This is a genomic window from Collinsella sp. AM20-15AC, from assembly GCF_003471405.1.
In the GTDB taxonomy this organism is placed as follows: Bacteria; Actinomycetota; Coriobacteriia; order Coriobacteriales; family Coriobacteriaceae; genus Collinsella.
Map to the genome: position 1 here is coordinate 1 of NZ_QRJA01000033.1, position 20,422 is coordinate 20,422.

Consider the following 20,422-nt stretch of genomic DNA (forward strand, 5'->3'; position numbering starts at 1 on the left):
GGGGGCTCCTGTCGTTTCCGTGCCCCTGGATTGGGTCATAGTGTCTGCCCGTCCTCTGCCTGCGGCGTCATCTTGCTCCAAATGCGGCACTTGGGGACGTTCCTGTTTGACTAGTCGTTTAAGAACGTCCCCAATGATCAGTCTGAAATGAGCGTGGATAATCTCCCGGGTTTGGCCTGTGTGCGGGCTCAAAGTGGGAGATTATCCACGCTCGTTATCTGAGTGTCCAAAAATCCACGCTCGTCGCTACTTGAGTCCGGGCAGGCGGGTGTAGGGGAACGAGCGCTCTAGGAACTCGGAGCAGCGGGCGTAATCTTTGGCAAAGTAGCTGCTATAGAGCGAATCGAGTACGTATTGCACGGCGATATGGCTGGCGAACTGCGTGATGCGGTGCGTCATGCTCTCGTGGTCGCTTACCGTGAGATAGGCGGCAAAGCCGGGGTGAATGCGGGCACAGTACGGCGTGCCGATGACGATGACCGGGACATGTCGACTGCTAAGGATCGGCAAGATCTCCTTGAGGTTGGGGGCAAGGCCGCTGTAGGAGATGATGATTGCCACATGGTCGGGACCCGAGGCGAGTGCCGTGCGCACCTGCGCCTCGACGCTGTCGTGGCACGTCGCGCTTTTGCCGGCGGAAAGCAGGCGATCGCGGAACATTCCCGCTGGATACAGGTTATGCGAGCCCGTGTAGATGTCCACGGTGCCGGCGCGCATGATGAGCTTGGCGGCGTGGTCGAGCTGTGCAGGGTCGAGCAGCTCCTGCGTTTCGGCCAAGGTGGTCTGGTAGAGCCCCTCCATGCGCTCCATCACCTGCGCAGGGGTGGAGGTGGCATCGAAGGGAAAGTTGATGTCCACGTCGCGCCGGTTGCCCGCCTCGGTCGCCTGGCGGATGAGCTCGACCTTGAGGTCTTTGAAGCCCTCGAGGCCGAGCTTTTTGCAAAAGCGGTGAACGCTCGCGACCGAAACGTTGGCGCGCGCGGCAAATTCCTTAATGGAAAGCCCGCGCACATCCTCGCCCATGGCGAGGGCCGTTCGCCCAAGTTGTTGCTCGGTGGGGGTGAGGCTTTTGCCCTGCGTGATCTTTCGCCTGATATCCATATGGCTCCTATGCGTTTGCGTCGCGATAAACCAATCATAGCGATAAATAAAACGTTCGGCTTGGCTGGGAGTTTTGGTCCGCCGGTCTATGAACGACGGACCGCTCGACGCTGTGCGGGCTCAACATAGGGGCGCTGTCCTTGTTGGGCCGTTTGCGCCCGGGGCGTTACCCGAGCACGCGTACGGGCCCCAAGAGGCCGCTGGGATCGGAGGGCTCGGTCATGCCGAACATGTCGGGGACGGCGTGGTCGAGGGTGTTGATGATATCGATCGTAAGCGCGTGCTCGCCGGCTAAAAGTGCGGCGGCCTCAAAGCGGTAAGGCGGACAGATGCGGGTGCCGAGGGATTTGCCGTCGAGGGTGACGGCTGCGGTCTCAAAGACCTCGCCAAGGTCGATGACGGTGCGGGTGGCCGCTTCGCCCAGGACAAAGGAGGCCCGGTAGCGGAATGTGCCGGCCTTGCCGGGGAACTCGGCCGAGGAAAGGTCGTGCAGGTCTGCAAGCTCAACAGACTCGCCAAAGGCATCGGTGCCAGGGGCAGAGAAGGCAACCGCCCAGGGCCCGTCGACGCATGTGGCTTCGTCTTCGGCGGTTGCCACAGCAACGGAACCTGTAGCCCCAAGGACCACGATGCAGCTCTCGTAGGGAGCCAGCTCGAGCGTGCCGTCAAAGGCGGCGGGCTCGGTGCCGTTGAGCAGGTCGAGGCGCGCGCCTGCAACGGGTGTGCCGTCGGCAAGCGCAATCTGAGTGGAGATACCCTGCTTGGGATGCTCGTTGACGAGCATCAGATAGCTCTCGCCCGCCCGCTCGTAGCGCAGTGCGCGCAGCCAGGGCTGGGGCTCGGCGCAAACCACGGTCTGCATGCCGGTATTGGCAAGTGTGTCTGCGAGCTCGGTGGTCGCCAGGAGCTTGATGTCGGCGACCGCGGCTGCATCCAGGGAGGCAAAGCCCTCGCGGCCTGCAGTGTCACCGTCGTAGCGCTTGTTCGGCAACTCATCCAGCGCGTACACGGCAACACCTGCGGCTGCGGCACGCGCGGCAAAGTCGAGCACGGCTCCGCCGACAAACTCGGCTCCGGGCATCACCAGGCAGCGGTATGCCTGGCCGTTCACGCTAAAGCCGCTACCGTCTGCGGCAATTTCAATGGCATAGCGCCCTGCGTCCTCAAATGCCTCTGCCGGCACGATGTCAAAGTCGACCTGCGCGCGCAAAAGCTCGGAGGCGGCATGCTGCATAAAGTTCGCCTCGCCTGCCCACTCGGCGTCCGCATGGTAGAGAAGCGCGACCGGGGTCGTTGCGCGCCCGCCGCTCAGCAGGCTCGCCGTACGGTTCATGTAGCTCATGAGCTGCCCAAAGTGTGCAATCTGGGGGTTTTGGCCATGCGCATAGAAATGCGGCGGGCAGTCCCAGTCGGGGAAGGCGGCCATGCTAAAGGCATGCGGCACAAACCAATTGACGCCGCGCACCAAAAAATGATCGGCGATCCACTTCATCTCGCGTAGGCCTTCGTGCCATCCAAATGCGCCAAAGACCTCGGCCATGCAGCGCCCCTGCTTTTTGGGGTCGAGGTGTGCTGCCGAGGAGCCCAGCTTGGGCAGCACGTAGTTATAGAACTCGAGGTCCCACACGCCGCGTCCGTAGCTGTGAAGGCCGCGGTCCATGCCGGGTACCAGCTGGTTGATCACGATGTCGACGCCCGCCATGTCCTGACCGCCCACGGCGCGGAAGTAGTGCCCGGCGCCCACGCCCAGGCGCGCGTGACAGTCCTTGTCCTCGATAACGTGGCCGATGTACTGCACGCCGTGCGCGCGGCACCAGTCTCCGAGCTGGTCGCAGAAGCACTCCTTATAGAGGGTGCTCGCGATGTCCATATAGACGTGGCGTACGTGCGCGCCGGCCGGCTCGCGGTCCCACAGGTGCGGGAGCTCGGCCAGGTAGCGCTCGCCCAGTGCCGCGCGTAGGCGACGCTCAAGCTCGGCCGACCAGGGTAGGGGCGCGGTGGCCTTGCCGATGAGCGTGTCCGAGATGCCATCGGGGCCCGTGGTGCCCTTCTCGTTGGCAAATCCGGGCTCATCGGAGAAAAAGCCCAGGATCGTCTTACCAAACTCATCGCCCAGATGCTCAAAATGCGGCTCGTAGACAGCATCGATGAGCGGCGCCACCGAGGCGCGGTCGACCATATTGATGTAGTCCTCGTTGTAGGAGGTCTTGCCGCTCGTGAACATCACGCATGCCTGTGTGAGGCCCGCAGGTGCATCGAAGACCAGGCGGCTGGGGTTGCCGTCTACATCGTCGATTACTCGGTAAGCGACGTCGACGGGGCTGCCGTCCTGCATAAATGTCACGCCGTGGAAGCGCTCCGTTTTGTCGAGCATGTTGGCGAGCGCGATGCTTGCGGCGGACGTGGGGCCCACGATGTCGAACGTGCGGTGCGTGAGCACGATCTTGCGGAGCTCGGGCACGGCTTCCTTGACGACGCCGTTGGCAAAGCCCGTGGGGAAGTGCGCGTCGTCCAAGATCCAGAGCTTAAGGCCCAGCTGCTTGCACTCGTCAATGACAAAGCGCAAGTCGCGCCACCAGCCCTCGCCGCAAAAATCGGGGTGTGGGCGGCTTTCGAGACAGACCTCGTGGATGTCGGCGCCGGCGATCTTTTCCAGATACTCGGCAATGGTCTTATGGCTCTCGCCCTTCATCCACAAAAACGGAAGCACGTGGTTGTCGTATGTGCCCTCGAGCACCTGCTGATAGTACGCGGTCATGGATCCTCCTTGGCTCGATCGATCTGCTGCATAGCACAGATTATGGACGCGTCGGCGCGTTCTGCTAATATCTGAATCACGACGAACTATGACCAAATCAACGATTGGCAAGCCATGGAGATCGACGAGCTCGAGCGTAGGCTCAGCGAACTGAGCACCAGTGAGATCGCTTATAAAGACGGCATGGCATTTGATTGGTCGATTATGACCGAGCATGTCGAAATCGACGGATGCCCAGTGCGCAAGATTGGGCAGCCAGGGTTTGCCTATGCCCAGCCCGGCATGCCGCGTGGCCTGACGATAAGGAAAAACTCGCGCTTTAATGCAGTTCCCGAGCACGTGCATGATTACGTGGAGCTGAGCTATGTGTATCGCGGACGCTGCCCGCAGACGGTGGCGGGGGAGAGGCTCGAGCTGGGCCGCAACGAGGTGCTTTTGCTCGACGCCCTCTGCCCGCATGCCGTGGCGGCGCTTGGTGAGGACGACATCATGCTAAGCATGACCGTTTCACGCTCTTTTTTGCGCCGGAGTCTCGAGTCGAGCCTCTCGCGCGAGAGCGCGGTCTCGCGGTTTTTGTTCAACGCGCTCAACAGCGAGACGGACCATCGGGGCCATGTCCGTTTTCATTGCGGCGAGAGCCGTCGGATTCGGCGCTACATGCAGGAGATGCTCTGCGAGCTGTACGACCCGAGCCCCAACGGTCCCGAGATCGTCTTGCGTCTGTTTCAGCTGTTTTTGGCCGAGCTCATGGATTGCTACGAGCGCGAGCTGGTGCGCGGCGCGGCGGACGGCGCGGCGGGGCCCACTGCCCTGGTGACGGGAATGCTCGGCTATATCGATCGCGAATTCGCCGCGTGCTCCCTCGAGGGGATGGCGGCGGAGTTTGGCTTGAGCCCTAATTATGCGACGGCGCTCCTCAAGCGGCATGTGGGCAAGACCTTTAGGCAGCTTGTGCAGGAGCGACGCCTGGTACGTGCGGCCGAGCTTCTGTGCGGCGGCGCCACGGCCGGGGCGGCTGCGCATGCGGTGGGCTATGAAAACATGAGCTTCTTCTACCGTAAGTTTCACGACAAGTATGGCTGCACCCCCGCGGCATACCGCCGGTAAGCGCGGAGCGGATCGTCTTCGCTCCTTCGGTGTCAAAAAGTTTCAGCTGCAGCGCTGTTGCAGCGCGCGTCTGCGAAAAGAAGTGTCGGGTTTGGCACCCCTGCCCCTGTCTGTCGCGTGCGTGGGCGATACTCGGCCTATCGACCCGCAATGCAAAGGAGATGCTCATGGCAAACATCAAGTTCCCCGAGGGTTTCTATTGGGGTGGCGCCACGGCCGCCAATCAGTTTGAGGGCGCTTGGAACGTGGACGGCCGCGGTCCTTCGGTCGACGACCATTTCTTGGGCGGCAGCTACAAGGAGCCGCGTCAGATCACGATCGACATCGACCCCGACCGCTTCTACCCCAATCATGACGGCATCGATTTCTACCATCACTACGAGGAGGACATCGCGCTGTTCGCCGAGATGGGCTTCAACATGTTCCGCATGTCCATCTCTTGGAGCCGCATCTTCCCCAACGGCGACGACGCCGAGCCCAACGAGGCCGGCCTCGCCTTTTACGACCGCGTCTTCGACTGCCTGCGCGCTCACAATATCGAGCCGCTCGTGACCCTGTCGCACTACGAGATGCCCTATCACCTGGTCGAGAAATACAACGGCTGGGCGAGCCGCGAGCTCATCGGCTTCTTTGAGAAGTACTGCCAGACCGTCTTCGACCGCTATCAGGACAAGGTCAAGTTCTGGCTCACCTTCAACGAGATCAACTGCGGCACCCAGGACATGGGCAACCTCTTTGGGACCAGCATGATCCAGGGCTTTGAGGGCCCGGCTTCGGCGGTCCACACCACGCCGCAGGCCCGTATGCAGGCCCTGCATCACCAGTTTGTCGCCAGCGGCCGCGTCGTGCGCTATGCCCACGAGCACTATCCGCAGTTTAAGATGGGCAACATGGACTGCTTCATCCTCTCCTATGCCGCCACGTGCGATCCGGCCGACGTGTTCGCCACGCAGCAGGAGATGAATACCATGAACTGGTACTGCTCCGACGTGCAGGTGCGCGGCAAGTATCCGTTCTATGCCAAGCGCTTCTGGGCCGAGAACGATGTCGAGCTTGTGATGGAGGACGGTGACCTGCAGGATATCGCCGACGGCAAGGTCGATTTCTACACCTTTAGCTACTACATGTCCGGCACCGTGGGCACCCACAGGGATCACGAGATGACCGAGGGCAACATGACCTTTGGCGGCAAGAACCCCTATCTGGAGTCCACCGATTGGGGCTGGCAGATCGATCCGCTGGGCCTGCGCATCGCCCTCAACGAGATTTACGCCCGCTACGAGATTCCGCTGATGGTGGTCGAGAACGGCATGGGCGCCTACGATGAGGTCGAGGAGGACGGTTCCATCCACGATCCGTACCGCATCGCCTACTTGCAGAGCCACATCAAGGCCATGGGCGAGGCCATTGCCGACGGCGTCGACCTGATCGCCTACACCTGGTGGGGTCCCATCGACCTGGTGTCCGCCGGCACCGGCGAGATGCGCAAGCGCTATGGCTTCATCCACGTCGATAAGTACGACGACGGCACCGGTACCTACGAGCGCCGCCGCAAGGACAGCTTCTACGCCTACCAGAAGATCATCAAGTCCAACGGTGCCGAGGGCCTGGATTAATCGACAATATGAGTGCCACCGGGGAAAAGCGTTGGGATGGGCTCGCGATTCGAGTCCCCACCTTAGCATTTGAACCATTTGGCACTATAATCACCATAGGCATGCGCACAACGTTGCGCTTAATCAAGAGGAGAAAACGTATGGGTCTGTTTGACATGTTCAAGAAGAAGGCTGAGCCCGCGACTGCCGCTGCTCCGTCCTCCATCTCTGCTTCTGCCGGCGCCGACGTGCTGTGCTCGCCCGTCAAGGGCAAGGTCATCAAGATGGCCGATGTGCCCGATCCCGTCTTTGGCGGCGAGGTCCTGGGCAAGGGCTGCGCCGTGTGGCCCGAGGACGATCTGGTCTACGCTCCCTGCGACGGCAAGGTGACCGTCACCATGGGTCACGCCGTGGGCCTGCAGTCCGATAGCGGCATCGAGGTTCTGGTGCACGTTGGCGTCGATACCGTCAACATGAACGGCGACGGCTTCGAGGGCTTCGTCAAGGCCGACGATGTCGTTAAGGCTGGCCAGCCCATGCTCAAGATCGACCGCGCCAAGATCGCCGCTGCCGGCTACAAGGACTGCGTCGTCGTGGCTGTGTCCAACACCGCCGAGTTCGCCGACGTCGAGCTCGCCGTCGAGGCTGACTCCGCTGTCTCCGCTGGCGATGCCATCGTCAAGGTCGTCCGCAAGTAGTCTGCGGCAACATAAGGGTGTTTTGGGGTGGTCGGGTTATCCGGCCGCCCTTTTTTATTGCAATGCGGCGGAACGTTTTATTGCGCGTTGGGCGGACCGGTAAACCGTTCGGACGTTAAATCGAGCCGACTGCGCCTTTGCTTTGCCGGGGGTGTTCGTTATCGGCTAGTATGGCCTTATTGTTACGACGCGCACCGCGTCGGGAAGCGCGGTGCCGCTTGTTGGGAGGAATGTCATGAAGAAGAAGCTGCTGCTTGCGCCCCTGATGGCTGTTCTGGTCGCGTGCGTGGTTGTGCTTTCCGGCTGCGGAGGTCCTTCGGTTGAGGAGCTCATCACCGAGGATCTTACGACGCAGTTTGACGAGGTCAAGAACGGCGGCGACGACTTCCTCGCCGGCCTGGAAGAGGCCTCGGGCGACGAGTTCGAGCAGCTGGGCATCGATCCCAAGGAGTACGCCAAGAGCTATCTCGAGGGTTTTGACTACAAGATCGGCGATGTGACGGTCGACGAGGACAAGGGCACCGCGACTGCCGATGTCACCATTACCTGCAAGTCCATGAACAAGATCGTTGAAGATTTCGCCACCCAGTATCAGGAGAAGATCGCGGCGCTCGATACGATGCCTTCCGAGGACGACCTGTACAAGATGGCCGGCCAGGTCATGGTCGACGTGACCAAGGCCGCTAAGACCAAGGACACCAAGGTTACCTTCAAGTACACCGCCAATGACGATGGCGAGTGGTCTGCTGACGATTCCGCAACCACCGAGATGATGAATGCGATGATGAGCTAGGGGAGTTACGCGGTAGTTCGTTGCGGCGTTTTACCAAACGCCGTAACTGCCCGACGCTGCGCGGGCACCAGAGCGACAACTTGTCATTCAAAGAGGACGGCATGACCAGAAGGTCTATACCGTCCTCTTTTCATGCCAATTTGTTCGCACTGGTGCCCGCTCGCTGCCCGTCCTCTACCTGCGGCGTTGCCATGGTAGTCATTGAGGCGGCACTTGGGGACGTTCCTTTTCTGCCGGCAGTTGGGGACACTCCTTGTATCAACGCCGTATCAAATGCTCGGGAAAATGCGACCCGGTTTTTTGGCCGAATTCCGGGTCGCGGTTTCCGGATGGGGCGGGTTGCGGAAACCGCGACCCGGAATATTGCTCTGAAACGGGATGCGGTTTCCCTGATGCGCCTCAAACGGAAAGCGCATCCCATTCCGGAGCTTCAAAACGGGATGCGCTTTCCGCGCGGAAGAATTGTCGCAGCTGCGTTAAGCAGTGTCGCTCGTTACTCGCCCAGAATCAGCGCCGCGAGCTCGTCCTGGGTGTCCACCACGTAGTCGGCGCCGGCGGCTTCCAACTCTGCGCGGCCGCGGAAGCCCCAGGTGACACCGGCGCTCTTGAGGCCAGCGTTGTGACCGGTCAGAACATCAACGTTGGAATCGCCCACATAGAGCGTGGTCGCCGGATCGGCGCCCAGCTCCTCCATTACATGCAGCGTGACGGGCGCTTCGGGCTTGGGCGGAAACGCATCGACACGGCCCTGTACCAGCGCAAAGCGCTCGGAACCAAAATACTTCTCGATAAGCGGAGCCGCCGAGACGTGGTCCTTGTTAGTGAGCACGGCAAGCTGCACACCCGCGGCGCGCAGGCGGTCGAGCATCTCGATCGTACCGGCATAGGGGGCGGTGTGGTCCTCCTTGTGCTCGCCGTAATAAGCCCTAAACTCGGCAAGCGTCTGCTCAAAGGCGCGACCGTCGCCCGCATACTCGGCGGGCATAAAGCGCTCGACCAGCTTGAGCATGCCGTTTCCCACCTTGTAGCGGTACTCGTCTACGGCAAACGTGGGCCAGCCGTGCGTCTCGCAGGTATGGTTGCCGGCGGCCGCCAGGTCCTCGAGCGTGTTGAGAATGGTGCCGTCCAGGTCAAAGATCACATGGGAAAAAGCTGCTGCCATGGGTGCTCCTGCCGCTTGAGTTGTAAAACGCACCCCATGATACTGGGCATGCGTGCCGGGCATGTTTGGAATCTGAATATCTTTAATAGCCCTGAGCCTTTGTCGTTAGCAAATCCTCGGCAGCTGCTCTCCTACGAGCATGTCGAGGATACGGGTCGAGCCCCAGCCGGTGCGTACGCGCACGGCGTGACGGGCGCCCTCGGCAAGCGGCAGCACGCGGCCGATGATGGCGGCGTTCTCGCCGTAGCGGGCGGCGCGCATGGCGGCCAGTGCGGCATCGGCCTGCTCGGCCGGCACCACGGCGACCATCTTGCCCTCGTTTGCCACCTGCAGCACATCGTAGCCGAGCATCTCGCAGGCTGCCTGCACGTCGGGGCGCACGGGTACATCGTCCTCGTCGATTTCCATGGTAACGCCGCTGGCCTGAGCAAACTCGTTGAGTGTGGACGCCAGGCCACCGCGCGTGGGGTCGCGGAGGCAGCGCGTGTCGGGCGCTGCGGCCAGTACGTCGGCGATCAGGTGGTTGAGCGGCGCGGCATCGCTTTCGATGGTGCTCGAAAACGCCAGACCCTCGCGTTGGCTCATGATGGCGATGCCGTGGTCGCCGAGTGTACCCGACACCAGGATGACATCGCCAGGCTGGCAGTTGGCGCCGCTGAGCGCCACGCCCTCGGGCACCTCGCCCACCCCGGCGGTATTGATGTAGACGCTGTCGGCCCCGCCGCGCTCGACCACCTTGGTGTCGCCGGTGATGATGCGCACATCGGCCTCGCGTGCGGTCTCGGCCATCGTCTGCACAATCTGGTGGAGCTTGTCCATGGGGTAGCCCTCTTCGAGGATAAAACCGCACGATAGGTAGCGCACGTTGGCGCCCGAGGTCGCGACGTCGTTGACGGTTCCGCACACGGCGAGGCGGCCGATGTTGCCACCGGGGAAGAACTGCGGCGAGACCACAAAGCTGTCGGTCGACATGGCGATGCGCCCGCTCGCGGGCAGCGCGGCGACGCCGGCATCGTTGCCCGCAAGCAGCTCGGGCGAGCCAAAGGCATCCAAAAAGACTTCGTCGATGATGCGCTTCATCATCTGCCCGCCGGAGCCGTGGCCCAACAGGACGGTGCTATCGGTGATGCTATGGGACATATCCAAAACTCCAATCGTGGGTGGTGCCAGTATGTGGGTGTGTCCGGGCTAGTCGCGGTAGCGGTAGTACGCCGCGCAGCTGCCCTCGGAGCTCACCATGCACGGGCCGACGGGGTGCTCGGGCGTGCAGGTGCGGCCAAAGAGCGGGCAGCTGCTCGGCGTAATGGCCCCGCGCAGCACGTCGCCGCAGCGGCATCCGCGCGGCTCGACCGTCGCCTCAACGGGCACGTCAAAGCGAACGCGGGCATCAAAGCGCGAGAACTCGGGACGGATGGAAAGGCCCGAGTTGGCAATCGGCCCCAATCCGCGCCATGTGGTATCGCATGGCTCAAATACCTGCTCGACCAGCTGGCGCGCCACGGGGTTGCCGTTCGCATTGACGCCGCGACGGTAGGCGTTGTCGATTGCGGGCCTGTCCTCGACAACCATCTGGACCAGCATGCAGATGCCCTGCAGGATATCGACCGGTTCAAATCCCGTGACCACGCCGGGGGTCTCGAACTCATCGACCAAAAAGCCAAAGGGGGCCAGGCCTGTGATGGTAGCGACGTGACCAGGCAGGATAAAGCCGTCGATGGTCGTCTCGGGGTCGTTGGAGATCGCACGCAGAGCCGGCGGCGTGGTCTTGTGAGCACAGTAGACCGAGAAGTTTTGGAGTCCGCGTGCATCGGCCTCCAAAATGGCGGCGGCGATGGTGGGCGTCGTGGTCTCAAAGCCGACGCCCATAAAGATGACCGGGCGATCGGGGTTGTGTTCGGCGATATCGAGTGCATCGAGTGGGGAGTACACAATGCGAATATCGCGCCCCGCGGCCTTTTGCGCGGCAAGCGAGGTGGACGATCCGGGCACGCGCATCATGTCGCCAAAGGTGGTGATGATGGCGCCGTCCATCTTGGCGAGCGCGATTGCATGGTCGATATCGCGGTTGGCGGTAACGCAGACGGGGCAACCCGGACCGCTCAGCAGTTTGAGCCCGGCAGGCATAATGGAGCGAAAACCATAGCGCCCGATGCTCGCGGTATGCGTGCCGCAGACTTCCATAAGGTTGATGGTGCGGTCGCCGACAAGCTCATGAATGCGATCGATGAGCTCGCGAGCCAGCCTGGGGTCGCGAAATGCCGAAAAGTCGATACCGGAGCGAACCGGCTGCGCCGCCGCCACTAGTATGCCTCGGCCGGGTTGGTGGCGAGCTGGTCCTCTTCGGCCAGCTCGGTCATGGTATTGACGAGCTCGAGTGTCTCTTGGGCTTCCTGCTCGTCGACAATCTGAATGCCAAAGCCGGCGTGCACGAGAATATAGTCGCCTACCTGTGCCGTCGGCACGAGGCGCAGCGAAACGGGGCGCTCGATGCCCATCATGTCGACGGTCGCCTTAAGGTCGTCGTCGCGTTTGACCACTTTACCGGGAACGGCAAGGCACATAATGTTCCCCTTTTATACGTTTTGCGCTGGATAGGCGCCTAATTACCCATCAGTTGATGGTAGCGCTCGCGGAAGTCACGAGCAAACGCGTTACACCTGTGAGACGGCGGCGCGCAGGCTGGCAAAACAGCCTATCGCGATGCTGTCTGCGCGAGGCGGGCGCGAGCGATGGCGGCCTGACCGTAGGCGATGCAGCCGTCGTTAACGGGCACGGTTTGGGGAATCAAGACCGTAAGGCCTGCGTCTTTAAGATTGCGGGTGAGGAGCTGAAGCAAAAGTCGGTTCATGAACACGCCGCCCGAGAGCGCGACGGTATCGATGCCTTCGCGCGCGCAGATTTCGTGTGCGATTCGTGCCGAAGAGCGCGCGATGGCGATGTGGAACCCGAGCGCGAGCCTGCCGGCGGGCACGCCGGTCCTGATTCCCTCCAAAAGCGCCTCAAAAAGCGGTCTGGAGTTCAGAACATGGCAGTCGTCCGGACGGGATGATTCGGTTACGGAAAAGCTGGCCATATTGCCGGTAGGGCAGGCACTTTCACTGCTGAGCGCGCGCCAGGCGGCGGCTTCGAATTCTATGGCGGGTTCGCCCTCGTAGGTTGCCTTGTCGCAGATGCCCAGAATTGCTGCCGCGGCATCAAAGAGACGCCCCATGCTGCTGGTATGCGGGCTGTTGATGCCGCGCTCGATCATGGTGGCTGTCACGCTGCGCGTTTGCTCGTCGAGGCTGTCCAAAAGCCGAGCGGCGCCTGGGTGCTCGAGCAGGCCGAGCTCACTGAGCAGGGCAAAGGCGTTGCGGCGGGCGTCGCGCACGGAGGCCGCCCCGCCGGGGAGCGCCCAGGTGCGCAAATGCGCGGCGCGCTCAAAGCCGCCAAGGCTGGCAACAAGAAACTCGCCGCCCCAAATGGTCCCATCGGTACCGGCGCCGGTGCCGTCAAAGGCGATGCCAAGGACGCGCGCGTCGGTTGTGAGCTGGCCCGCGGCGATGGCCTCGGCCATCACGCTCGCGATGTGCGCATGATGGTGCTGCACCTCGACGAGCGGCAGATTGCATTTTCGCGCCTGTTCGCGCGCCCACTGGCTCGACAGATAGCTGGGATGCATGTCGCATGCCAAGGCGGCAGGCGCCAGGTCAAAGAGGTTTTCCAAGCGCGTGCGCGCGGCGTTCCAGGCATCGAAGGTCCCGCCGTTTTCAACATCGCCGATATGCTGCGACACAAAACAGGTTGCCTCGCCGTTCGTCCCTTCACGCGTGAGCGCAATCGTGGCCTTTTGTTGTGGCCCGCAAGCGAGCACGCAGGACGGAGCGCCGTCGAGCGCCGGCAACGGCAGCGGCTGGGGTGCATATCCGCGAGCGCGGCGAACGGGCATAACGACGCCGTCGACCACGCGCACCACGGAATCGTCATAGCGCGAGAGAATCGCTCGATCGTTGCCGAGCAGCGCGTCGGCAATGCCGGCGGCAACGAGGCGCTCCCAGGCAAAGTCGTCGTCGGTCTCGATGGGTTCTTCGCTCAGGTTTCCGCTGGTCATGACGAGCGCGTGCATGCCGCGGGTTTCTGCCGCGGCAAGCAACAGATGCTGAAGCGGGGTGTAGGGGAGCATAACACCAAGCTCGGGCAGGTCGTGCGCGACGGACGGCGCGAGCGCGAAGGCGTTGGGGGAGCCGCCGCTCTCGCAAACAGCACGTCGGCGCAGCAGCACAATGGGGCGAATGCTGCCGGCCAGCAAGCCGCGCTCAACGTCGCTGACATGGCATAGGCGTTCAACGTCGGCAAGGTCGCGCACCATGACGGCAAGTGGTTTGTTGCTGCGGTGTTTGCGACGGCGCAGCTCGGCCACCGCCTGCTCGCTGGCGGCGTCACAGGATAGATGGAATCCGCCCAGTCCCTTGATGGCGACGATACCGCCGTTGGCCAGCAGCTCAACACAGCGGTCGATAATGGCGTCGCTGGCCGCGCGTGTGGTGCCGACGGCCGGTGTCGCGGACGAATTCCCGCACGCATCGCCGTTCACAGCCTCGCGCCACGTAATATGCGGCCCGCAATCAAAGCAGGCATCGGGTTGCGCGTGAAAACGCCGGTCGAGTGGGTCGGCATACTCCGCGGCACACTTGGGACACATGGGAAAACAATCCATCGACGTGGCCGCTCGGTCATAAGGCAACGATCGGATGATGGTAAAGCGTGGGCCGCAGTTAGTGCAGTTGATAAAGGGGTAGTGATAGCGTCGGTCGGCGGGATCGAACAACTCGCGCAGACAATCGTCACAGGTAGCGATATCGGGCGAGACGAGCGTCGTGTGCGCGGTCTGGTCCTGCGATGCCACAATGCGAAAGCCCTGCTCATCGGCAGCGCTCCAACCGCCAGGCCCCAAGCCCACAACCTCGACATGCTCTACGCGGGCTGCCGCAGGCGCATGCTCAGAAAGCGCGGCAGCAAAAGCATCGAGCGCATCGGCCGGAGCGTGCGCCTCGATGTGCACGCCGTCGCCCGCGTTGAGCACCCATCCGCAAATGCCATGCGCCATGGCCTCGCGATACACAAATGGTCGCATGCCAACGCCCTGCACAATGCCCGTTACATGAATATGCACATGCCGCATGCGACACTCCTCATCAAAACCGACCAAAAAGGGACAGGTTTATTTTGGTAGGTAAAACGCTAAACCTGCCAAAACAAACCTGTCCCTTTTTGGCAGGTGCGCTGCGGGAAATCCCGCTATAGCCCCAGACTTTGCCTGGTGGCGGCGCAGGTGAGCTCGCCGTGCTTAACGCCGCGCAGGCCCAGCAGGCGGTCGGCTAGTTCGTAGACGCGCTCGCCGCGACCCTTGAGTGCCAGGATCTCCAGACAGTTGTGGTGATCCAGATGCACGTGCATGGTCGATACGATCTCGTCGGTGTAGTCGTGCTGCACTTCGTCCAGACGGCGCGTCAGGTCGCCGGTATGGTGGTCGTAGATCATGGTGAGCGACCCGATAACATGCTCGTCGGGCGTGCGCATCTGCTCCTTGGCGATCGAGGCGCGAATCAGGTCGCGCACGGCCTCGGAGCGGTTGGCCACGTCGCCGCGGCGCGCGATCTGTTCGTCAAAACGGCGCAGCAGGTCATCCGGTGCGGTAACCGAAAAACGGACCAGCTCGGAGCCGGAGCCACTACAGTGGCAGCCCGCGTCACCGTCCGCCCCGTGCGGATGCTCGTGCTCGTACCCGCAGCCGTGCTCGTGTTCGGCCACCTTACACCAGCTTCACGGAGCCGACGGAGTTGTGGTCGGCCTCGATGGCTTCCTCGTAGCCCTCGAGCGCGTCATGCGCCTCGTGCAACGCGGCCATGGCGGCCTCGAGCTTGGCGCCGATGCGCTCCATGTCAAAATTCTCGGTCGCATGCAGCAACTGATGGCTCCATTCGTGAGCGAGCTCGATGGTGTCGTCGACCTGTTTGACGCTCATGGCAAGCTGGCTCATGTTCATTCCAACATCATGCATGGGAAATCTCCTTTTGTATGGGGTAGTTCAGTGGTTCAGATTTTACTACGCCCGCTTTGCGCGCAGCTGCATAAGAAAACGGGTGCGAGTCTGTGCGACCCGCACCCGTTCACTGGGGGCTGTTTGTGACTACCATACTATCCGTGGTTGCACTCGGTGCATTCAGAAGTCCGGCGAGCGGCGTAAAAGCGCTCATGGACGGCAGGCAGACGGCAACATGTAACAAGCGTATTACAGATGTTTCTCCAGCAGCGCCTGCAGCCTCGCCTTGGGCAGAGCGCCAACCGAGCGGTCAATCTCCTCGCCGTTCTTAAACACAATCAGCGTGGGGATGCTCATGACGCCATACTTCATGGCCAGGTCCTGGTTGTCGTCGACGTTGCATTTGGCAACGGCAAGCTTGCCCGCCAGTTCATCGGCAACCTCGTCAACGATGGGCGAGAGGGATCGACAGGGCCCGCACCACGGTGCCCAAAAATCGACCAGCACGGGCAGGCTGTCGCTAACGACGGAATCGAAGTTCTCGGGGGTAATCTGCTTAATGTCAGCCATGGTGACCTCCATAATGTGACGCGGCTTGGCCGCGTAAAACTCAGTACGACCGTGCTTATACCCAGCCGCCCGCAAAGCAACCACTCGCAGGCGGCTCTTTTATATAATGGTGGGCACGCAAACGATTGGAGAGCGCATGTCCACGTCACAAAGCCAGAAAAAAGAAGCCATCGCCCAGGCGGCCGAGCAGGAGCTTGCATCGCTTGCGGTCCGTGGCGTGCGTATCGCGGGCAACGCGTGCTCGCCGATCGTGCTGGTCAAAGGCGATTTGGACGAGGCCGAGCGTTCGGGTGGCGAGCTTGCCGCTGGCCCGGATGGCGCGGCGTTGCGCAAGGCGCTTGGGGCCATCGGCTACGCGCCCGAGGATTTTTGCGTGCTGGCAAGCGTCGCCGGCGTGGGTGACGGAGCGGTCGCGGTGGGCGAGACGCTGCCGTGCGAGCTGTTCCGTGAGGCGCTTGAGGCTTTGGACCCCGAGGCGGTGCTACTGCTCGACAACAACGCGGCTGACGCCATGCGCGAGACCTACGCCGATATGCTCGTGGCGATCGATGACTTCGACACCGCCATGCTCAAGCCCGGCTTGGTCGCTCATGTGCAGGGTCGCCGCGTGCTCGCGCTCGACGGTTTTGAGGCGGCACTCACCGACAAGGCCGCTAAGCAGCGCATGTGGGCCTACATCAAGCAGCTGACTCCGGCGGCCGCTCCGCTGTAGCGAGCCCGCGTCGACAAACGACCCCGAGCGGGCGAGCCGTACCCGCGGAACGCAAATCCGTCGCGCCCGCGCCCTTACATCACAGCGCGCAGCTCAAACCGATCGCCGTTAATGCGGAACTGGCAGTTGCCGTTCATGCGCTCGACGGCAAGCTTAATGCTCTTGGTGCCAAAGCCGTGCCCAGTGTGCTGAGCCACGGGCATGCCGTCGACCATGTGCGGCGCACGGCCAAACGTGTTGGAAACCAGCAATAGAAGCTGACCGTCTTCGTAGCGAAGGTCCAGGTCGACAAACCGCTTGCCTTCGGGGGCGGTGCTCGCCGCGTCGATGGCATTGTCCAGGGCGTTCGATACCACACTGAACAGATCGGCATCGCCCACGTGGACGGTTTCGGGCACGGCGGCTCGCAGGTCGGCGGTGATGCCGTGCGCGTTGATGTCCGCGGAAAGCGACGAGAGCGCAATGTTGACCGTTTCGTTGGCGCAGTAGCGGCGCACAGCGGTGCGGTCGTTGGTCTCGCAAAGCGCGTCGATACGCTCGAGCGCCTCATCGGTGTGACCCTCTTCGATCAGGGCCGCAAGACCGCGCAGGTAGTGGCGTATGTCGTATCACATTGAGACCAAGTCAAGAAGAATCGCTTCGGTCGAATCGCGTCTTTTGGGTGAGTTCTCAACGTCCGTTGCCGCTGGTTTCCGCCGTATGCCGAAAACACCCGGGCGATGCCGTGCGGACCGCTTTGCTTTGCTATAGTCTCCCAAATTCACGTTTTCTATTGGGATGGTGGTTAATATGGGCGACATACTCGAATCGTTCCTGCGCGTGGCGATGGTGGTGTTCATCGTCGGTCCGCTCACTGCATGGGTCGCCCGTCGCGGCGCGCGCGAGCGCAGTGAGGCGACGGACAGCCTCGATCGCTTCACGGTGCGCATGCCCGCTGCCATTCGCACGATCATCGCCTGCTGCGCCGTCGCGTTCGAACTGCTCATGCTGGGTGTCTACGTCTGGCAGGGCGTCTCGTTGGGCGAGTGGGACCACGAACTTGTGTGGTTCGGTCACGCCATGGCGCTCGCGGGCATGGCCATCTGGGCCCTGCTGAGCATCCCGCGCATCGACGTGGACGGTGAGCGAATTCTCTCGCGTAACGCCTTCGGCATCCGCAAGGAGACGACGTTTGGCAACATCACCCGTGCAACGCTTCACACGCAGATGATGAGGATCGACCTGTTCGAGGGCGACCGGAAGTTCTGCTCGATAAGCCTCGAGGGGGTGTGCTCGCTCAACCTCCTCGCCCGTCTGGAGGAAGAGGGCATCGAGGTCTCGGACGCTGTTGACGGCCCGATGACCAAGGCGGGTCTGTGTTGGTCTGCCATCAAGCCGTTGACGATTGTTTTCAACGGTATGGCGCTCGTCTTCTCGCTCGTGATCGCCTTCATGGCTGTTTTCACCGACGCCGGTGCTCGTCTGCTCCTGCTCGTCCCATGCCTCTTCCTGTTCATAGGGGGACTCCTGCCTCTGCTCATGCTCAGCATGCCCGCCCGTGGTATCTACGAGATCGGCAGACAGGAGCGCGAACTCGGTTTCTCCTTCGCCGAGGAGATGGCGAGCCGAGGTGCCACGGGCACCTCGCTTGTCGACGACGATTGGTTCATCGAGATCAGCAACGCCCGCGTCGTGGCGTTCCGCCGCGATTATCTCAAGAAGGTCACGGCGCACGAGAACAGCGAGAGCGGCGACCGTTGCACGGTGACCACGAAAGGCGGTCGCAAAATCAAGGTGTATGCAGCGGGCAGCACGCTCGAGGACCTGCGCTCGTGGTTCAAACAGGGTGCCAAGGCCAGAAGCACGCTCGACCGTGCAGAGGACGCGCTCGAGACGACGTCTGATTGGGCTGTCTGACCTGTATCGTCTTTTCGGACACGCATGCTAGAGGCCCAATCCTTTAGAATGCATTCATCGACGACCGAGAGGACGGTATGCTATGTCCAACCCAGCCGCCAGGTACACCGACGAGTTCAGGCGCGAGACCGTCGACTACATCATCTCGACGGGCAGGCCGATAACGGAATGCTGCGCAGAACTGGGCCTGAATTCCAAGACCGTGAACAAGTGGGTGCAGAACCGCCGGCGCGAGCTTGCCGGCGGGCCCGACCCCAAGGCCGAGGACCGCGAGCTTCGCGAGGCGAAAAGGCGCATACGCGAGCTCGAGATGGAGAACGCCTTCTTGAAAAAAGCCGCGGCCTTCTTCGCCAAAAGCCAGGCGTAGCCGCATGCTACCGGATGATGTTGGCGGAGAAGGCCGAATTCCCGGTGAAAATGATGGCCCGCGTGCTCGGCGTGAGCCGATCGGGCTTCTACTCGTGGCTCTCCAACGGCTGCCCGCGAGAAGACTGGTCGGCCGAGCGCGAGGCGGTCCGGCGCGTGTGGCTGGAGTCGGACCGCAGGTTCGGCTTCCGGTTCGTGAAATGCTTCCTGCCCGGCGAGTTCTCCGGATTGACCCTGTACAGGGTGCGCAAGCTGATGCGCGAGCTGGGAATACGCGGCTGCACGCCCAACGCCAGGAAGCGCACCACCATCCCCGACCCGAAGGCCAGGCCCCGGCCCGACCTGGTGCGCCGCGACTTCACCAGTCCCGTTCCAACCTACAAGCTCGTGGGCGACATCACCTACCTGCGCACCGGCGAGGGATGGCTGTACCTGTCGACGGTCATCGACCTCAACACCCGCATGGTGGTGGGCTGGTCGCTCTCCGAGCGCATGACCGCCGACATCGTGGTTTCGGCGCTGGCGTCGGCCAAATCGCGCGGCTACGTGGCCGGCAACGCGATATTCCACGCCGACCGCGGCGCCCAGTACACCAGCAGGCTTCTGGCCGAATGGGCGCGCGACAACGACGTGCGGCTGTCCTGCAGCCGCACCGGCAACTGCCACGACAACGCGGTGGCCGAGTCGTTCCTCGCCACGCTGAAGAACGAGATGTACTACAGGCGCAGCTTCCCGACCAGGGATTCCGCCAAGCACGCGGTGGTCGAGTTCATCGAGGCGTACTACAACCGCCGAAGGCCCCGCTCGACGATCGGCTACAAGGTGCCGGCCGAGGCCATGGCGGCCTTCTTCGAGAGAACCGAGCCCAAGCTCGAGGCCATGCCTATGGCCGCTTGATTTCTCGAGCATGCGTGTCCGAAATCTTGACACAGGTCAGAAGGCCTCGATGCCAGCGCTGCGCCGATATGGGGCAGCGGCCCCCCGTTGGCCGCCATGGCCCTGACTTCCGAGCGTATGCTGGCGCCGCTCGTCTTAAGACGTTGACCTCCATCCGGAGCCTGCGGTTCTCGCGCTCGGGCTCCAGGATCCGGTTCTACTCGGGCGTGCGGTTGTCGGCGGCGCGCGGCGAGCCGGTCTCGTTTATCGACTTGACCCGCCTCTCCACGGTGCTCTTGTCGAGGTCGCACTCGTCCATGGCCTCGCGCCTGGGCTTTCCGGCGTTGTGGAGATCGACTATCTTCCTCTTGAACTCGTCGGTGAAATGCCTCGGTCTGGGGCCGGTCGAGGCCGAGCCCCCGGTCCGGCTGGGGTAGCATGTCGCTGCGGACCATTGTCTTTCCTCTCGTTGAATATCTAGGCGCTGACGATTCTAGGCGATGGCCCTCTCTTGCTTCTTACACCTCGATTGTGCTCGCTACCCCCAGCGGGCCCGGATCGAGCGATTCGGGCCCGCTTTTGGGGCCTGCCGGAAACCCGGTGGTCAAAAAGGGCCAAATATGAGTACTGTTACCAGTTTGGTGGCAGCCAAATGGCCTCAAAAATCGGTGCCAGAGGCCAAAAGTGCATCGATTTTCGTTCTTCAGAGTCGCGATCGGGGGTGGCGCGCGCAGACGTGGTGTAAGAGCGTCCCGAGGTCCGTCGC

General features: G+C 62.3%; 18 protein-coding genes and 1 pseudogene. 8 read left to right on the forward strand and 11 right to left on the reverse strand.

The features are described from left to right. Window positions 1–246: 246 nt before the first annotated feature. Together DW233_RS09130 and DW233_RS09135 are read right to left on the reverse strand one after the other, a co-directional pair. Entirely contained in the window at window positions 247–1,101 is an 855-nt protein-coding gene (locus tag DW233_RS09130) for a MurR/RpiR family transcriptional regulator (RefSeq protein ID WP_117773707.1), read from the reverse strand. 166 nt (window positions 1,102–1,267) lie between these two features. Then, window positions 1,268–3,859 carry a glycoside hydrolase family 2 gene (locus DW233_RS09135; protein WP_118267882.1) on the reverse strand — a complete coding sequence of 864 codons (2,592 nt, stop codon included), beginning with the start codon at window positions 3,857–3,859 and terminating at the stop codon, window positions 1,268–1,270. Between the two features lie 114 nt (window positions 3,860–3,973). Between DW233_RS09135 and DW233_RS09140 the strand changes: the two genes are divergently transcribed. The 4 genes from DW233_RS09140 to DW233_RS09155 all read left to right on the forward strand — a co-directional run bounded on the left by DW233_RS09140 (window position 3,974) and on the right by DW233_RS09155 (window position 8,052). After that, window positions 3,974–4,966, forward strand: a complete 993-nt coding sequence (locus DW233_RS09140) for a helix-turn-helix domain-containing protein (RefSeq protein WP_117797326.1) — start codon at window positions 3,974–3,976, stop codon at window positions 4,964–4,966. 167 nt (window positions 4,967–5,133) lie between these two features. Then, window positions 5,134–6,582 (forward strand): glycoside hydrolase family 1 protein, encoded by a 1,449-nt coding sequence (locus DW233_RS09145; protein WP_118267884.1) that lies wholly within the window; start codon window positions 5,134–5,136, stop codon window positions 6,580–6,582. A gap of 140 nt (window positions 6,583–6,722) precedes the next feature. Beyond that, window positions 6,723–7,259 (forward strand): PTS glucose transporter subunit IIA, encoded by a 537-nt coding sequence (locus DW233_RS09150; RefSeq protein ID WP_117790320.1) that lies wholly within the window; start codon window positions 6,723–6,725, stop codon window positions 7,257–7,259. A gap of 235 nt (window positions 7,260–7,494) precedes the next feature. Further along, window positions 7,495–8,052: a hypothetical protein gene (locus DW233_RS09155; RefSeq protein ID WP_117757704.1), complete on the forward strand. Its 558-nt coding sequence runs from the start codon at window positions 7,495–7,497 to the stop codon at window positions 8,050–8,052. Between the two features lie 493 nt (window positions 8,053–8,545). Here DW233_RS09155 and DW233_RS09160 read toward each other — a convergent pair whose 3' ends face one another. The 8 genes from DW233_RS09160 to trxA form a co-directional block, all read right to left on the reverse strand. After that, window positions 8,546–9,214, reverse strand: a complete 669-nt coding sequence (locus DW233_RS09160) for an HAD family hydrolase (RefSeq protein WP_117786252.1) — start codon at window positions 9,212–9,214, stop codon at window positions 8,546–8,548. Window positions 9,215–9,319: 105 nt separating this feature from the next. Continuing rightward, on the reverse strand, window positions 9,320–10,354 hold the full coding sequence (hypE, locus tag DW233_RS09165) for a hydrogenase expression/formation protein HypE (RefSeq protein ID WP_117786251.1): 1,035 nt from the start codon (window positions 10,352–10,354) through the stop codon (window positions 9,320–9,322). Between the two features lie 48 nt (window positions 10,355–10,402). Beyond that, window positions 10,403–11,515 carry a hydrogenase formation protein HypD gene (gene hypD, locus DW233_RS09170; protein WP_117786250.1) on the reverse strand — a complete coding sequence of 371 codons (1,113 nt, stop codon included), beginning with the start codon at window positions 11,513–11,515 and terminating at the stop codon, window positions 10,403–10,405. Next, the gene (locus DW233_RS09175) at window positions 11,515–11,775 is read right to left on the reverse strand and encodes a HypC/HybG/HupF family hydrogenase formation chaperone (protein ID WP_055250830.1); all 261 of its coding nucleotides are present in this window, start codon (window positions 11,773–11,775) and stop codon (window positions 11,515–11,517) included. The genes hypD and DW233_RS09175 overlap by 1 nt, the downstream gene beginning before the upstream one ends. A 131-nt stretch (window positions 11,776–11,906) precedes the next feature. Next, window positions 11,907–14,375: a carbamoyltransferase HypF gene (gene hypF, locus DW233_RS09180; protein ID WP_117786249.1), complete on the reverse strand. Its 2,469-nt coding sequence runs from the start codon at window positions 14,373–14,375 to the stop codon at window positions 11,907–11,909. A gap of 116 nt (window positions 14,376–14,491) precedes the next feature. Then, window positions 14,492–15,004, reverse strand: a complete 513-nt coding sequence (gene nikR, locus DW233_RS09185) for a nickel-responsive transcriptional regulator NikR (RefSeq protein ID WP_199574629.1) — start codon at window positions 15,002–15,004, stop codon at window positions 14,492–14,494. A 1-nt stretch (window position 15,005) separates the two neighbouring features. Next, a complete protein-coding gene (locus DW233_RS09190) occupies window positions 15,006–15,254 on the reverse strand; it encodes a hypothetical protein (RefSeq protein WP_006235225.1) in 249 nt (82 codons plus the stop codon). 231 nt (window positions 15,255–15,485) lie between these two features. Beyond that, complete coding sequence (trxA, locus tag DW233_RS09195; protein ID WP_117758617.1) at window positions 15,486–15,806, reverse strand: thioredoxin; 321 nt, start codon at window positions 15,804–15,806, stop codon at window positions 15,486–15,488. 136 nt (window positions 15,807–15,942) lie between these two features. On the opposite strand from trxA, the gene DW233_RS09200 reads away from it, so the two are divergent. Continuing rightward, a complete protein-coding gene (locus DW233_RS09200; protein WP_117786248.1) occupies window positions 15,943–16,518 on the forward strand; it encodes a hypothetical protein in 576 nt (191 codons plus the stop codon). 74 nt (window positions 16,519–16,592) lie between these two features. Here DW233_RS09200 and DW233_RS09205 read toward each other — a convergent pair whose 3' ends face one another. Further along, a complete protein-coding gene (locus DW233_RS09205; protein ID WP_158567845.1) occupies window positions 16,593–17,015 on the reverse strand; it encodes an ATP-binding protein in 423 nt (140 codons plus the stop codon). A 292-nt stretch (window positions 17,016–17,307) separates the two neighbouring features. Here DW233_RS09205 and DW233_RS09210 point away from each other — a divergent pair, with 292 nt between their 5' ends. The 3 genes and pseudogenes from DW233_RS09210 (at window position 17,308) to DW233_RS09215 (ending at window position 19,677) form a co-directional block, all read left to right on the forward strand. Next, entirely contained in the window at window positions 17,308–18,414 is a 1,107-nt protein-coding gene (locus DW233_RS09210) for a hypothetical protein (RefSeq protein WP_233547980.1), read from the forward strand. A gap of 82 nt (window positions 18,415–18,496) precedes the next feature. Then, window positions 18,497–18,724: pseudogene (locus DW233_RS10470) on the forward strand (transposase); the annotation flags it as partial. Beyond that, window positions 18,625–19,677: an IS3 family transposase gene (locus DW233_RS09215; RefSeq protein WP_199574630.1), complete on the forward strand. Its 1,053-nt coding sequence runs from the start codon at window positions 18,625–18,627 to the stop codon at window positions 19,675–19,677. The pseudogene DW233_RS10470 and the gene DW233_RS09215, both read left to right, overlap by 100 nt. Window positions 19,678–20,422: the final 745 nt, after the last annotated feature.